Annotated in this window: 10 protein-coding genes; 2 read left to right on the forward strand and 8 right to left on the reverse strand. The window is 58.0% G+C overall.

Annotated elements, in window-relative coordinates; translation table 11 throughout:
- Nucleotides 1–113 precede the first annotated feature (113 nt).
- From HQL52_17795 to HQL52_17815, 5 genes are all read right to left on the reverse strand, one after another.
- A complete protein-coding gene (locus tag HQL52_17795; GenBank protein MBF0371300.1) occupies nt 114–1010 on the reverse strand; it encodes an AAC(3) family N-acetyltransferase in 897 nt (298 codons plus the stop codon).
- Nucleotides 1011–1013: 3 nt separating this feature from the next.
- Nucleotides 1014–2609 (reverse strand): AMP-binding protein, encoded by a 1596-nt coding sequence (locus HQL52_17800; protein ID MBF0371301.1) that lies wholly within the window; start codon nt 2607–2609, stop codon nt 1014–1016.
- Between the two features lie 36 nt (nt 2610–2645).
- The gene (locus HQL52_17805) at nt 2646–3902 is read right to left on the reverse strand and encodes a glycosyltransferase family 4 protein (protein MBF0371302.1); all 1257 of its coding nucleotides are present in this window, start codon (nt 3900–3902) and stop codon (nt 2646–2648) included.
- Entirely contained in the window at nt 3899–5899 is a 2001-nt protein-coding gene (asnB, locus tag HQL52_17810; GenBank protein MBF0371303.1) for an asparagine synthase (glutamine-hydrolyzing), read from the reverse strand. The genes HQL52_17805 and asnB overlap by 4 nt, the downstream gene beginning before the upstream one ends.
- A gap of 76 nt (nt 5900–5975) precedes the next feature.
- Nucleotides 5976–6230 carry an acyl carrier protein gene (locus tag HQL52_17815; GenBank protein ID MBF0371304.1) on the reverse strand — a complete coding sequence of 85 codons (255 nt, stop codon included), beginning with the start codon at nt 6228–6230 and terminating at the stop codon, nt 5976–5978.
- Between the two features lie 234 nt (nt 6231–6464).
- Here HQL52_17815 and HQL52_17820 point away from each other — a divergent pair, with 234 nt between their 5' ends.
- Nucleotides 6465–7322 (forward strand): sulfotransferase family 2 domain-containing protein, encoded by an 858-nt coding sequence (locus HQL52_17820; protein MBF0371305.1) that lies wholly within the window; start codon nt 6465–6467, stop codon nt 7320–7322.
- Nucleotides 7323–7417: 95 nt separating this feature from the next.
- Here HQL52_17820 and HQL52_17825 read toward each other — a convergent pair whose 3' ends face one another.
- The 3 genes from HQL52_17825 to HQL52_17835 form a co-directional block, all read right to left on the reverse strand.
- Nucleotides 7418–8758, reverse strand: coding sequence for a putative O-glycosylation ligase, exosortase A system-associated (locus HQL52_17825; protein MBF0371306.1), 1341 nt, complete (start codon nt 8756–8758; stop codon nt 7418–7420).
- A 41-nt stretch (nt 8759–8799) separates the two neighbouring features.
- Nucleotides 8800–10005: a glycosyltransferase, exosortase A system-associated gene (locus HQL52_17830; protein MBF0371307.1), complete on the reverse strand. Its 1206-nt coding sequence runs from the start codon at nt 10003–10005 to the stop codon at nt 8800–8802.
- Nucleotides 10006–10172: 167 nt separating this feature from the next.
- Entirely contained in the window at nt 10173–11357 is a 1185-nt protein-coding gene (locus HQL52_17835) for a glycosyltransferase family 4 protein (GenBank protein ID MBF0371308.1), read from the reverse strand.
- Between the two features lie 519 nt (nt 11358–11876).
- Here HQL52_17835 and HQL52_17840 point away from each other — a divergent pair.
- Nucleotides 11877–14108 (forward strand): methyltransferase domain-containing protein, encoded by a 2232-nt coding sequence (locus tag HQL52_17840; protein MBF0371309.1) that lies wholly within the window; start codon nt 11877–11879, stop codon nt 14106–14108.
- Nucleotides 14109–14257 lie beyond the last annotated feature (149 nt).

The raw sequence follows: 14257 nt of genomic DNA on the forward strand, positions 1-14257 counted from the left end.
TCAGCTCCCTGGATCCCCGCCTTCGCGGGGATGACGAGTCAGGGAAGAGTGTCCAATTTTGAGATAGAACTGCTATACCTTTATTTTTCAACTCCCCCAGAAGGCGTTGTCGTTCAAGATTCCTTCCCAACCGCAACAGAAGGCCATTCAAACAGGGTGATGCCTTCGTGCATCAGCTCCCCATAGCGCCCAATGATCCGCTCCCCCTTGCCTGTGATGCCGGAGAGCGTTTTGGCGGTCGATATTTTTACGACGCCCTCCTCCAAAAATTTGAGTTGCAGGGGGTAGAAAATATGGTGGGAGAGGGTGGTGGGGTGGACTGAACATGGATGCTTCTGTTCCCCATGAACCACTGTGACGATCCGGGGCTTGGCATCGAAGACCAGGGGATAAATGTGGGGATCGATCTCTTCCGCTACACAGAGAATGGTAAAGCTTTCCAATCCTGCCCCCAGCCCCACCACGGTGCCGCCTATTTCAGCCAGCCGGTAGAAGGGTGAATTTTTTCCAAAGGTGCCTCCCTTGTGGTGATCATCCAGAAGCCTGCCCGCGCGCTTGCCCCACCCGGCTACCGGATGGCTGGGGTGGAGGCTGCGTTGTACGCCTGGCAGGCGGCGGAAGACTTCGGTGAGGAGTCCGACTTTGGAGGGGGCTTTGCGCAGATCGACTGTGGGGGTGCGATCCAGAAAATCGATCTGCCGTCCCCGAAAGGGAAAAGTCGGCATGAGCAGCGTTCCTTCCTCTCCCAGGAGCTTTTGCATCAGCTGGATCAACTTGACCGGGGGGAGGGTGGGGGCGGCTTTTTTGATCTCCTCCATGGCGCTGTGCAGAAGAATCGTTGCTCCCGGGGTGAAGCCCAGCTGGATTAAAAAGGATTCCAGCTCTGTTTCTGTGAGGTGGGGATCCTGAAAGCCTTGCCTCACCCCCTGAAGCCAATCCACCGGGGTTTTGAGCAGGGGGCGGAGGGGTTCGGGGATGCGCTTGCGGATTTGGTAGTAGAGACGGGACATGGGCTATCGATCCTCATGGTCCTGGACAACACGCACCCGGTCGAGCTTGCCGTTGGGGGTTAGGGGAAAGCGCTTGAGAATCACCACTTGGTCAGGCACCAGATAAAAGGGGGCTGCTTTTCGGCAGAGGGCTTGGATCTCCTTTTCGGTGAGATCCGGATTGCTCAGGGTGACGAAGAGGCGCAGATGGTTTTCGTCGTTTTGTTCAAACCCTGCTGCCACACACTCCCGAATGCCGGGCAGGTTTGACGCCATCTCCTCCACCTCCCCCGGGCTGATCCGATACCCCTTGGATTTGATCATGGCATCCCGGCGGCCCTGGTAATAGAGAAACCCCGCTTCATCCCGCCACACCAGATCCCCGGTAAAGACCACCGGTACTTGCCGGGGTGGTTGACCTGTTTTTTTGTCCCCGGATGCGTGGGGCAGAGGGATGGTGCGAAACACCTTGGCAGAGGCTTGGGGGCGCTGCCAATAGCCTTGGCTGATGAGCGCCCCGGCATGGACCAGCTCCCCCACCTCTCCAGGGGGGCAGATCTTCCCGGAAGGATCCAGCACATGGAGTTCCACCTCTGGCAGTGCCTGGCCGATGGAGTCGGGGCGGTGGGCTAACTCTTGAGGCGCGAGAAAGCTGGAACGAAACGCTTCGGTCAAGCCATACATGAGGAAGATTTGGGCCTGGGGAAAGAGCTGTTGCAGCTTGGGAATGGTGGTGCGAGGCATTTTGCCCCCGGAGTTGGTGATGACCCGGAGGTGATCCAGGGGGGGGAGACGATCCTTGGCGATGAGCTTGGGATCCATCAGCTTGGCCCAGATGGGGGGGATGCCTGCCAGCACGGTGATTTTTTCCTGATGGATGGCCTGGATCAGGTTGTTGGGCAGAAAAAAACGGTGAAAATGGTAGCGTGCCCCTACGTGGAGGGCGTTGAAGAGCTGGTTGAGGCCATAATCAAAGCTTAAGGGCAGCACACCCAGGATGCGATCATCGGCAGTGAGGCCGGTATAGCCGCTGACGATCCGAGCGCCATCCAGGCTGTTGCGGTGGCTCACCATGATGCCCTTGGGGAGCCCCGTGGAGCCGGAGGTGTAGATGATGTGGGAGGTGTCTGTTGGCTCTCTGGCCGGTGGCTGGGGAAGGGGAGCGTTATGGGCTGTATCCTCATTGAAAAAGAGCACCTGCTCGACTTGGGGAGAGGCTTTGCCGGGAGGGAGGATGAGGGCGTTTTTTACCTCTGTCGCGGCCAGGGTTTCCCGAAGAGTTGGCCCCTTGGTGCCGTCGGTGATGAGGATTTGGATGGTGCAGTCGTTCAGGATGTGTTGGATCTGGTTTGGCCGCAGGATGGGATTGATGAGGACGAACACCCCCCCTGCCAGGGAGGTGGCCAACAGCGCCAGGGCCTGCTCCATGCCGTGATCGAGAAAAATCCCCACCCGTGTGCCGGGTTCAACCCCCAGCTGGATCAAGCTCTCCGCGATTTGGCTGACGGTTTTGTGGGTTTCCTGAAAGGTGCGCGTGCGTTTGCCATCTTGGAGAAAAATCCCTTCGGGGGCTTCCTTGAGGCGTGCTTCCAGGAGGTGTGATATGAGGGTGGGGGACACTGTTTTTTTCCCGGTAGTGCTTTTTGCTATTAGGTTTTAATCGTTCGAAGGGGATTTTTTCCGATCCACAATATCCCGATAGAGGGTGACATATTTGGTCATCATGTGGTGAGCGGAAAATTGCTGGACCACTTTTTGTCGCAATGCCTGGCCCATCTCTCTGGCATGATCGGGCTCTTCGATGATCTGCCGGACACAGGCTGCGAGGGCATCTGGATCCTCCACCTGAGCCAGGAGTCCGTTGGAGCCGTGTTGGATCAACTCCGTGAAGGGGGGAATCGCGCTTGCCACCAGAGGCAGAGAGGCGACACCCGCTTCCAAAAAGATATAGGGCATTCCTTCCCTGCGGGAGGGGGCGATCTGCCCCAGGCTTTTTTGCGCCAGATAAAAGATCTCCTCCCGCTTGAGGGTGCCGGTAAAATGGACCCGCTCTCCACACCCTCCCTGGTTCAAGATGCCCTGCACCCGCTGGGTCAGCTCCGGATAAAAATGGTGACCCCCAACCACCATCAAGTGCACATCCGGATGGCTCTTTCGAAGCTTGACCCAGGCCTTGGCGGCAATGTCCGGTCCCTTCACCGGCTCGATGTCACACACCAGGATGAAAAATTTTTCCGGTAGCGCCAAATCCAGCGGTTGGGGGGTGGGGTGGATGGCGATGCCGTTGGGGATGGTGTCCACCTGGTTCAAAAAGGGAAAGTGCTCTCTCGCCGCCTGGGCGGTCGCCGGGGAGACCCCCACCACCCGGGCGGCTCCCTTCAGGATCCACTTGAGCAGGCGGGCTTGGAGGGGATTTTTGCCGCCAAAGCGCAAGACGTCGGTGCCGTGAAGGGTGACGAGATAGGGGGGGCCGCCCAGGAGATGGAGCAGGCGAAAATAGAGCTGGTAGCTCTGGATGGTTTGCAGGTGAATGACCTGGATTTTTTCCCGGGCGATGACCCGGTGGAGCCCTTTGAGGATATCGGGAAACTCTCTCAGCCAACCGAGCAATCCCCTGAGAGGACGATCCCGGTCGAGGGGCATGCGCAGCCTGCGTCGATAGAGGGGGGTGCCTCGATAATCATCCCGGGCCAACGTGGCTTGTTCCCAGCTGGCCGGGGCGAAGAGAGCGGTGGGGATTTTGGATTTTTTCAGCTCCACCATCAGGGTCACCAGCATGGTGTCGATGCCCCCGGTGATTTTGGGGAGCCGGGTGTGATGCACCAACAGTACCCCCAATGGGTCGGGGTTTCCGGGTATACCGGTCGTGGCGGGCGTATCGGGCGTATCGGTTGTGGCGGGCACCGGGCTCATGATGGCTTCCGGGAAAGATCGATGATGCGAGCCTCCCCAGCCTGCTCCGGGGGCGGGGGGTGGGCAAAGCGGCCAAAATCCCGCTGCAACAGCGCCGTGGAGAGGGCCAGCACAAAGGTCATGTTTTCCCGAAAGCCCATGCGGGGCAGGGACTCCCGACCGGTTTTTTGCAGGAGCCTGGCGATCACCCCGGGATCAAAAAGCCCCCCCTCCCGAACCGCTTGTTCCGATAGAAGCTCCTGCACATAAGCCAGGGGTTTGCCCTCTGGAAAAAAAGCCGCCATCTCCGGCGCCTGATAGGGGAGCTTGGGGCGGGTGCGGGCGGTGTTGGGAAGCTCCTTTTTATAGCTCTCCCGGAGGATAAATTTATCTTTGAGCCCCCGAAGCTTGATCCCCTCGGGGAGGCGGGCGGCAAATTGGATGAAGTCGGTATCCAGAAAGGGATAACGTCCCTCCACACTGTGGGCGAGGGAGGCGCGATCCCCCTGGCTCCAGAGGATGTGGTTGGAGAGCAGGGTCATGGACTCCAGACACTGGGTGCGGGCCATCACCGAGCCTTGGTGGTAGCTGTCAGGCAACCAGGCATCCAGAGTGGTTTGTGGATCATGGGCTTGGGCAAAGTCGCGCATCTGAGGGCTTAAGGCCGCCTCAATGCGTTGGCCGTTGCCCCAGCGCACCAGCATGCCAAAATGGGGATGGTCCTGCTCATTCAGACTCTGCCGATAGAATCCCTGCAAAAGATTGAAATAGCGCAGATCCTGGTATTGGGGCAGATAGCCGTAGATTCGCCTGAGGAGATGCCCCCGCCATTTGGAGTTGGGCGCCCGCCCCCAAAACTGTCGGATGCGGGTCTCACGAAAGAGATCGTAGCCCAGCAAAACTTCATCCGCCCCTTCCCCCGTCATCACCACCTTGATCCCCGCCTCCCGGACCTTTTTGGAGAGGAGGAAAAGCGGGGTGGCTGCGGTGCGAAAGAGAGGGGTTTCCACATGCCGGACCACATCGGGGAAGGCCGTGGCAATGTCGTGATGGGTCACATGCTGGCGGGTGTGCTGGACCCCCAGGTGATCCACCATCACCTGCTGGGCTGCGGATTCGTCGAAGGCTTTGTCGTCGAAGGTGATGGAAAAAGTTCGGAGCTGCTCCCTTCCCACCCGCTCCACCATCAGACTCGACACAATGGAAGAGTCCACCCCCCCCGAGAGATAACTCCCCACCTCCACATCGGCCATGGCCTGGCGCTGGACCGCTTGTTGGAACTGCTCCCGGAAGGCCTCGACATATTCCCGGTCATCCTTCAGATGCAGGGGGGCCAGGGTCTCCGGCATGGGCCACTGCCAATAGCGGCTGAGTTGGATGCTTTTGTCCTGAAGGGTTAAAAAGTGACCGGGAGGCACTTGCCGGATGTTTGAAAAGGGGGTGGTCTCACCGATCACCGACCAAAAGCGGATGATCTGCAAGAGTCCGGCTTGGCTGATCTCCGGGGATTGGCCGGTGGCGGCAACGAGCCCCTTCATCTCCGAAGCGAAGAAAAATCGCTCGCCATGCCACTGCCAAAAGAGGGGGCGGATGCCCAAGGGATCCCGAAAAAGATGGAGACGGCCAACACGCCCATCCCAGATGGCGATGGCAAACTGGCCGTTGAGCTTTTTCACCATCTCCGGGCCGTGGGTGAGATAAAGCGCCAGGAGGGTTTCCACCTCGGAGCGGCTGTTGAAGCGATACCCTCCCCGGATCAGTTCTTCCCGCAAGGCCATATAGTTGAAAATTTCGCCGTTGAAGATCAGTGCTACGCAGCGATCCTCCGAAAGGGCTGGCTGCACCCCTCCTGCCAGATCGACGATGGCCAGGCGCACCATGCCGAGGGCAAAGCCATCTCCCACCACCCCGGCACGATCATCCGGCCCCCGGTGGTGGAGTACCTCAAGCATGCGGTTCAGGGGGGCTTTGGCGCTTTCCCCGCTGAACTCACCGACGATGCCAGCGATACCGCACATGGGGGTTCAGAGGTTCCTGATATTTAGAGTGTGGTGTGGTGATCCGGCCCAGGGTTCAGACATGCCGGGAGCCCCCTCAACCCTGGGTATCAGCCGAGAGCAGGCGGGCGATCTCACGGCAGGTGGTGGTGAGGGTGGCGAAATTTTCCATGGTGATGGCTTCGGGGTCGAAGACGATATCAAAATGGTTTTCCAGGGCGACGACAAATTCGACCACCCCGGTGGAGTCCAAGGCGCCGCTGGCAAAGAGATCTTCATCCGGGCCCGGGGTTTGGCCACTCACGGCGTTCAGGGCTTCTTGTACGCCCGACAGCAGGGAAGGTTCGGTCATGGTTTTTTCAATTGATTTTTGGAGTGTTCGGGCATGGTAGGCCAATGGGCGGGCTTGGTGCAAAAGGTTTTTCCGGGCTTGGGTGCTCGATCCTTGATCCCGGCCTGATCCCGCCTTGATCCGCCTGGGGGGGTGGTCCAATATGATCAGGTCAACTCTCCCGACTCCGGCTTGTGGGAGTTACCATGAAAATATCCTCTTTTCAGGTCATGTCTGCTTAAGGCGGCACCCATCATGCGTACTGTTTATGTCCAGGTACACAACCCCAAATCCGGCGGCACCACCTTCCACAACATCATGCGCCACAACCTGGGAGGAGGGCATTTTCGGTATGATAGCCAACTGGTACCCCGGCAGGATGGTTCTGCCGAGGCTTTTGGGGCGCTTTTGGATCACTATCCCTGGCTTGCCGGTTATTCCAGCCACCGCTTTTCCCTGGACCTTCCCTATGATCGCCCCGATACCCGGATAGTCGCCATCACCTTTGTTCGGGATCCGGTGGAGCGGTTTTTGTCCCACTACCATTTTAACCGCACCGGGCGGGGGGCATTGGACCTCCAGGCCAAAGAGTGGCCCCTCTCGGATTATATCACCCGGGTGCTGGAGGAAAAAATCCCCCCCAACCACGACAATGCCCACACCCGGTTTCGTCTGAGCCAGTTGGATTTTCTTGCTGGTAATCGCTCTTTGGCAGCCCTTGATCAGGTTCAATCACTCCTGGAACGGGGGGATCTGCTGGCTTTTCCCCTGGAGCGGTTTGATGAGGCGTGTCTGGTGCTGGAAAAACGGTTTGCCGACGATTTTTCCGACTGCTCTTATGTGCCCCGCAACGTGGTTAAAAAAACAGACAAACAGGCGAGTGAATCAGACCGGCAGCGGATCCGGGCGCACCTGCCTGAGAGTGATTTTAAGCTGCATGGATTGGTTCACACCTGGCTTGATCAGGCACTGGAGGGGGCATTCCCCGGCGGGGAGGGGCTGGAGGGGGCGTTGCAGGGGTTCAGAGAGCGGTGTCAGCGCAAATGGGCTTGGGAAAAGAGCCCCGCACTCTCTTGGCGTTTGCGTCGGATTTGGGCCTGCCTGCAAAGCTGAGATCGTCTGGAACCCTGCCGCTTTTCTGGTGTATGGATTTGCTCTGACAGGCCGCTCTTTGAAGCCCTTCCCAGGGGGGCCAAGTCTGGGAAGGGTCAGCGGGTTGGTTTGGTGAAGGGCCGGGTTCGGTCGCTGAAGATGGAGCGGCTTGCCTCGGTTTTTTTCTGAACGGTGCGGGTTGTCGTTCCCAGGGAAAGCTCTTTTTCGACGATGCGCCGGGTGATCATGACCATGGCCATGAAATGATAGGGGAGATCAAAATAGGCGAGCCCCAAAAAGGCCCCGGCCACGGCATATCCTACCAGGGAAACCTGTAGCATCGCCGCCAGATCATTGGCCCAGATGAGTTCAGGTCGGTCTTTGGTGTTTTTGATGACCCATCGGCCTGACTGGAAGGTGAAAAGATACATCAGAACAAAAAGAGTAAGACCCGGTATACCCTGTTCGGCCAGCACCTCAAAATAGATGGAGTGGGCATCCCGCGCCCAGTTTTCCGGGGAGTAGATGGCATAGGTCTTATAGGAAAAGCCCCTGAAACCGGTACCGATGAGGGGGCGGTCCTTGACCACTTCCAAGGCAAAGTTCCAGGCGATAAAACGACCACTCACCGAAAGATCATCCAGGATCTCCTCCTCCTTGAATATATCCTCCATGCGTTCCTGCCACTTGGGGGGCATAAAGTTGAGCAAGAGACCGATGCCGATGATCATCACCAACCCCAGCAGCCATTTGTGGCGGTTTTTCAGCCAAAATGCCACGGCCAGCACCCCGGCTCCCAAAAATCCTCCCCTGGAATAGCTGCCCAAAATCGCCGCAGAGCTCAAGGCCATGGTCACAATCAGTACCAGGCGAATGAGCTTGTTGGGGGTGTGCAGCTGCAGATAGCGCATCAGGGGGACGGTGATGACCAGGGCCAGGGCCAGGGCGTTGTTGTCGGAGATAAAGCTGATGGCTGGTCCGTAAACGTGATGCGCCCCGCCGTGCAGCAGGGTAAAAAATCCCCCCTTGAGTCCCCAGAAGCCGATGGAAAAGGCGATGACCCAGGCCAGATAGTGGAGCCATTTGCGATCATCGATGAGAAAAAAGGTGCAGGCGATCATCAGCTGGATCTTGTGGAAGCGAAACCACTCCCAGTTGGCCGATCCGGTGTTGAAGGCGGTATAGGTGGTGACGCTGGTCCAACCGATGAACAATAACCATAGTACCGTGGTTGGCGTCCAGGGGATGCGCTTGTAGATGTCCCGGGCAAACCAGATGCCGATCAGGGTGGCGATGGCGACGATAAAATTGAAGCGGAAATTATAGGCGTAGCTCCAGGTGAGCCGGTGGGGATTCATGTAGCTGATCCAGGCCCAGAGGAGAATACCCAAACGGGGCTTGAACAGTACGACAGGGAGCATGCCGAAAATGAACAGGACCAGTAGCAGGTCTCTCATGGCATTCCGTGATGTAAATCGACCCTGGGGTTCATTGTTATCTAGGAACAGGCGTTCCGGTAGGTTTGTTGATAGTTGTGCACACTCTTGGGCCAGTTGCGGGTTTGGGTGACATACTCCCGGGCCTGCTGCCGGATGGACTCCCAGGGCGTTTGATCTTCCAGGAGTGTCACCAGCTCCCTGGCAAGCCTTTGGGCATCCCCCGCCGGAAAAAGGAAACCATTGTGGCCGTGTTTTATCAATTCCTGATGTCCCCCCACATCAGAGGCGGCCACCACCACCCCGCAGGCCATCGCTTCCAGGGGCTTCAGAGGGGTGACCAGATCGGTCAGGCGCATGGAAAGGCGCGGATAGACCAGCAGATCCACCCCTTGGTAAAAAGCGGTCATCTCTGCATGGGGCAGACGTCCCGGAAAGAGCACCCGGTTGTGGATGCCCAGCTGTTGCGCTTGTTTTTTGAGACGCTTTTCCTCTGGTCCGCCACCAGCCAAAACCACTGCAACCTGGGGCCTTTTGGTCAATATGACCGGCAATGCCTCCATAAACAAGGATAATCCCTCGTAGGCATAGAAGGAGCCGGCAAAGCCGATGATCTCCCGGCCTTCCAAGCCCAAACGTTGGATCAATCCCGGCTGGTTGGAAGGTGCCTGGGGCTGAAAACGTTCCAGATCCACGGCGTTGGGAATGACGGTGATTTTCTCCTTTGCAATGCCTCTGCCGATGATCTCCCGTCGCAGCCCTTCACAGATGACGGTGACACCATCGGCCTGCTTGAGGACATGGCTCTCCAGAGCCCGGGTGAGGCGATAGCGGGGGCCCCACTCGTGGCTGGTGCCGTGGCTGACGGCGGCATCTTCCCAAAAAGCCCGTACTTCGTAGACCACCGGGATCCCCAGGCGTTTTCCAACCCTTAAGGCCGCCATACCGTTCAGGGCCGGGGAGTGGGCGTGGAGGAGGTCTGGTTTGATCTTTTTGGCCACTTCCAGGAGCCGTTTTTCCAGGGTGGTGATGACATTCAGCTGACCCAGGAGAGGGGTTTGGGCAAGGGGGCCTCGGGCAGGGGGGGTACGCAGGAAGGAAAATCCCTCCACGCTCTCTTCCAGACATTCATTCCAGGGGTGTTTTATCCCCGTGACATGGTGGGTCTCCCAAGCCAATTTTCGCTGCTCCCGAAGAATGGCCAGGGTGCGAAAGGCGTAGCCCGAGTGTTGGGGCAGGGAGTGATCCAGGACGTGGAGAATGCGCATCGCTCAAAAGCCGTTTCAAGCTGTGAATCCGAAAAGGTCCGGTTTATATGGGCTGACTGAACCCATGGGCGAGAAAGAAAAGGAATGGATCGGTCATTTTTCCTTGCTGGCAGCCATCCAGAGAGGGCCCGTACGAATGAATGGGTATATTCTGTAAACTGGCTCAATCAGCCTTTTTGCAGCACCCTTTCAAAAAGGTCCAGCTGTCCCCGGGAGGTGGCTTGCCAGGAAAACCCTTCGGCGTGGCGGCGGGTGGCCTGGGGGTCAGGATAGGCGGCGAAGAGCTTTTGGTAAGCGGCCACCAGGGCTTGGGGGGAGCGTTCATGCATCAACACCCCCGCTGCCGGGGTGTTGACCACCTCGGGGGTGCCCCATACCGGGGTGGCGATGACCGGGGTGCCGCAGGCCATGGCTTCCAGCAGCACGTTGGCCCACCCCTCCCGGTCGGAGGCCAGCACCAGGGCGTCTGCTGCCCGATAGTAGTGTTTCAGCTCCGAATGGGAAACAGCCCCGGGAAAGCTCACCCGGTCACGGATGCCCAGTACCTCGGCAAGGGCTCGCAGCTTTTGTTTTTCTCCCCCCTGACCGATAATGATGAGATCAGCCTGGGGCAGATCCACCAAGGCGCGCAAAATGAGGTCGTGCCCCTTTCTGGGGATCAGGTGTCCCACGGAGAGGAGGGTGGTTCGGCCCGGTTTTTTATAAATAGTGGCGACGGCTCCCCGGGGGGGGAGGGTAAACCGGGTCAGATCCACGCCGTTGCGCAACACCGTCACCCGCTCTTCGCCGATTCCCAACCCCATCAGCCGCTCTTTGAGGGCTTGGCAGACGGTGATGCAGGCGGCGGCTTCCCGGGCGGCCCACTGGATCATCTGCCGGGGGAGGGGGTGTTTTGGGATCAGGTTGAGATCGGTCCCCCGACCGGTGATGACCACCGGTTTTTGAAATTTTTTCCCCAGCATCATCGCCGCCACCCCGTCGGGATAAAAATAGTGGGCGTCGATGAGATCGAAATCCCACCCCTCCTGGATCAGGCGTTGGAGATGATTTTCCATGGCCCGGGCCATGAGCAGTGGCGCCAGGGTCATGCCCACTTTGGGTAGTAAGGGATATCGGGGATGGTAGACCGTGATGCCGGCTCGATTTTCTTGAAGGGGAATCCGGGCTTTTTGGGAATAGCCACCAAAGAGAGGGTGGCGAAAGGGAAACCAGGGGACGGGGGCTATCACGCGGGTTTCAATGGCGCTTGAGGTGAGCAGGTGGTGCAGACGTTCCGCCACAAAGAGACCGTGGTGGCGTTGTTCCGAATTGGGGAACAGAGAGCTGAAGGTGAGAATGCGTGGCCCGCTCATGGCTTTCCCGAAAGATCCCGGGGGGATGGGATGGTCAACAGGGTCTGGTATCTGACTGTCGGCATGACGATGTCGGCTTTGGCATTGCTGGTCGGAGCTGGGCGGTAAAGAGTCTGAAAATCCCTGTGATGTCCCGGTTTTTTGGTGGCTACCCGATCCACCTTTGGCTTTTGTGGCTGCCATAAAGGATCGGGACATCCCCACCGATAGGGGTGTATCATGGTGGAGCGGTTTGATAAAGGATTCAACCTAAATCCGGCAGTTGGGCGTGTGCGGCTGGTGCAGGATATTGGTTCGCAGAGTGAATTGGGAGAAATCGCCGTCACCATGTTGGTCACAAGACTTTCTCCCGATTGGCTTGGTGGATCAAGAGGCTGGGGCATGTGCGTACGCCCAACTGTCGGATTTAGGTTTAATCGGATTTAGGTTTAACAGGCTGGACAGCTTGCTTTTGTTCCGGACAACTTGACCTTGGCGCTGTTTTTTGGCTGCCACGGGGTGGATGGAGTTTGTCGCTTTATGGATCGGCTGGAATTTTTCAATCTACTCTGCTGCCCCACCTGCCGGGACGATCTTTTGCCGGGGGAGTCGGGGGATAGCCTGCTTTGTGCCTCTTGTGGGCACAGCTATCCCATCGTCAAGGGCATTCCGGTTTTGCTGCCTCCCCGGCCCAAGGGCAAGAAGGGCCAGGAGCGCTATTGGGACTCTCCGGGCAAGGCGGCTCTTTACGACAAAAAAGTCGAGGGGGAGGGGACTCCCTTTGGCCTCTACAATCACCGCTCTGAAATAGAGGCGATGGTGGGGTTTTATCAAGGGAATAATCTCGACCTGGTGTTGGATGCCGGGTGTGGCAATGGCCGCTTTATGGAGACCTTTCCCAAGGGGGCCATCTCGGTGGGGGCGGACGCCTCCTTGAACCTTCTGGCCATCGCCAGGCGCAAGGGGCGGGGCCACCATCACGTCTGCTGCGAGCTGGAGCATCTGCCGTTTCGCAGTGGCACCTTTGGCACGGTGATCAGCTGCCGGGTGCTGCAACATATCCAAAACCAGGAAAAAGCTGTCCGGGAGATGGGGCGTATCACCCGCTCCGGGGGGGATGTGATCCTACAGGTTTACAACAACTGGAACCTGAAAACCCTCTACAAAAATATCCGCATGTCCCCCCGCTGGCGGCGGATTTTCAACTATCCCTTCCGCAAGATATTTCGTTCCATGTCCCCTTTTTCCGACTGGGGGTTGGCCTATGATCGCTACAACAGCTGGCCGGAGCTGCGAAAGTGGATGGTGGGTGCTGGTCTGGGGGCCATTGAGGGGCGAGGGGCGGGATTTGGTTACCATAAATATTTTTTGCAGCCCTTTTATATCGACGCCTTGCTCAACCGCAAGGCGCCAGGTTTTCTCAAAGGCTACTACCAAAAATGTCTGCAACTGGAAGGGCAAATAGGCTCTATTCCGCCCTTTCGCTATACCCTGGAAAAAATTGTGATTCACGGGGTGGCGGGAGCGGGGCGGAGTGGCCATGGTTTTTTGCCGAAGGCGGCGAAAAACATCTACCACTATTATCGCCTCTCTCCCCTCTTTACCTGGCGGGCCTGGCGTGAAACCTGGCGGGAGCGCCATGGGGCGAGGGGAGATGTTCGCCCGAATCGGATTCACCTTACCGAAGCCCTGGATTGGCTGCGGCGCGCCCAGGATGCCACCCCTGATAGAGGGGTTTCCCGGGGCTATTGCCTGGGGTGGAACTTTCATCTCAACAGCCAGGGGTGGCAGCCCGCCTATCCGGAAACCACCGGCTATATCATCCCCACTTTTTTTGACTGTGCCGCCCTGCTCAAGGATGAACATTTGCGCAGGCGGGCGGTGGAAATGGCGGATTGGGAAATCCAGGTACAGCTGCCCAACGGGGCGGTGATGGGGGGGGTGGTTACCGAGACTGGAGAGGATGGCGATCTTCCGGCTCCGGCGGTTTTTAACACCGGCCAGGTGATCTTGGGTTGGCTGCGGGCTTTCACTGAAACCGGCAACGTGGATTATCTCAAGGCCTGTAATCGGGCTGGGGCGTTTCTTTTGCGCAATCAGGATCCGGACGGGGCTTGGCGGCGGGAAAATTCCCATCATGCCGATCCTCTGGCCACCACTTATAACGCCCGGGTGGGGTGGGCGTTGGTTTTATTGGGGCGTGCGACCGGCAACAGCGCTTTTTTGGAGGCGGGGGAGCGTAACATCGCCTTTACCCTCTCGCGGCAGAACGAAAACGGTTGGTTTCGGGATAATTGTCTGGACACTCCTGAAGCCCCTTTGCTTCACACCATCTGTTACGCCCTGGAGGGGATTTTGGGGGCGGCAGAAGCGTTGGAGAGGTGGGAGTGGGTGGATCGGGTTCGGATCACGGCAGATGCCCTTCTGGAGCGCATGGGAGAGGATGGTCGGCTGCCTGGTCGCCTGGATGATCAGTGGCGCAAGGTGGTGGCGTGGGATTGTTTGACCGGGAGTTCCCAGCTGGCTGGGGTGTGGCTGCATCTGGCTCGACTGACGGGAGAGGCTAAATATCGTCAAGGGGCTGAGCGGGTTTTGGCCTTCATCAAGAGCACTCAAAATTTGGTTTCCGAAGATGGTGGATTGCGTGGTGGGATCAAGGGCTCCTTTCCTTTCAGTGGAGGCTATGGTCGCTTTGAGCTGCTCAACTGGCCCGCCAAATTTTTTATCGATGCCCTGTTTTTGCAAGAAACCGAGGATCAGGCTTCTTCTTAGATATTCCACTGTTTATGAAAAAAAACAGGCCTGCTTTCCTGGCGTGCCATCCCCGCGATACCGGGTACCCTCAACCAAAATCAGACACATGACAAAATCACAACGTGATTTTGTCGGGATTCCAAAGGGTCTGGACCCTTTGGCGGGTT

It is taken from the genome of Magnetococcales bacterium, assembly GCA_015232395.1.
GTDB lineage: Bacteria > Pseudomonadota > Magnetococcia > Magnetococcales > JADFZT01 > JADFZT01.

Excerpts from the sequence above, each read along its gene's own strand:
- HQL52_17825 (MBF0371306.1), bottom strand. The coding sequence starts at position 8,758 with ATGAGAGACCTGCTACTGGTCCTGTTCATTTTCGGCATGCTCCCTGTC.
- asnB (MBF0371303.1), bottom strand. The coding sequence starts at position 5,899 with ATGTGCGGTATCGCTGGCATCGTCGGTGAGTTCAGCGGGGAAAGCGCC.
- HQL52_17835 (MBF0371308.1), bottom strand. The coding sequence starts at position 11,357 with ATGAGCGGGCCACGCATTCTCACCTTCAGCTCTCTGTTCCCCAATTCG.
- HQL52_17830 (MBF0371307.1), bottom strand. The coding sequence starts at position 10,005 with ATGCGCATTCTCCACGTCCTGGATCACTCCCTGCCCCAACACTCGGGC.
- HQL52_17795 (MBF0371300.1), bottom strand. The coding sequence starts at position 1,010 with ATGTCCCGTCTCTACTACCAAATCCGCAAGCGCATCCCCGAACCCCTC.
- HQL52_17815 (MBF0371304.1), bottom strand. The coding sequence starts at position 6,230 with ATGACCGAACCTTCCCTGCTGTCGGGCGTACAAGAAGCCCTGAACGCC.
- HQL52_17840 (MBF0371309.1), top strand. The coding sequence starts at position 11,877 with ATGGATCGGCTGGAATTTTTCAATCTACTCTGCTGCCCCACCTGCCGG.
- HQL52_17805 (MBF0371302.1), bottom strand. The coding sequence starts at position 3,902 with ATGAGCCCGGTGCCCGCCACAACCGATACGCCCGATACGCCCGCCACG.
- HQL52_17820 (MBF0371305.1), top strand. The coding sequence starts at position 6,465 with ATGCGTACTGTTTATGTCCAGGTACACAACCCCAAATCCGGCGGCACC.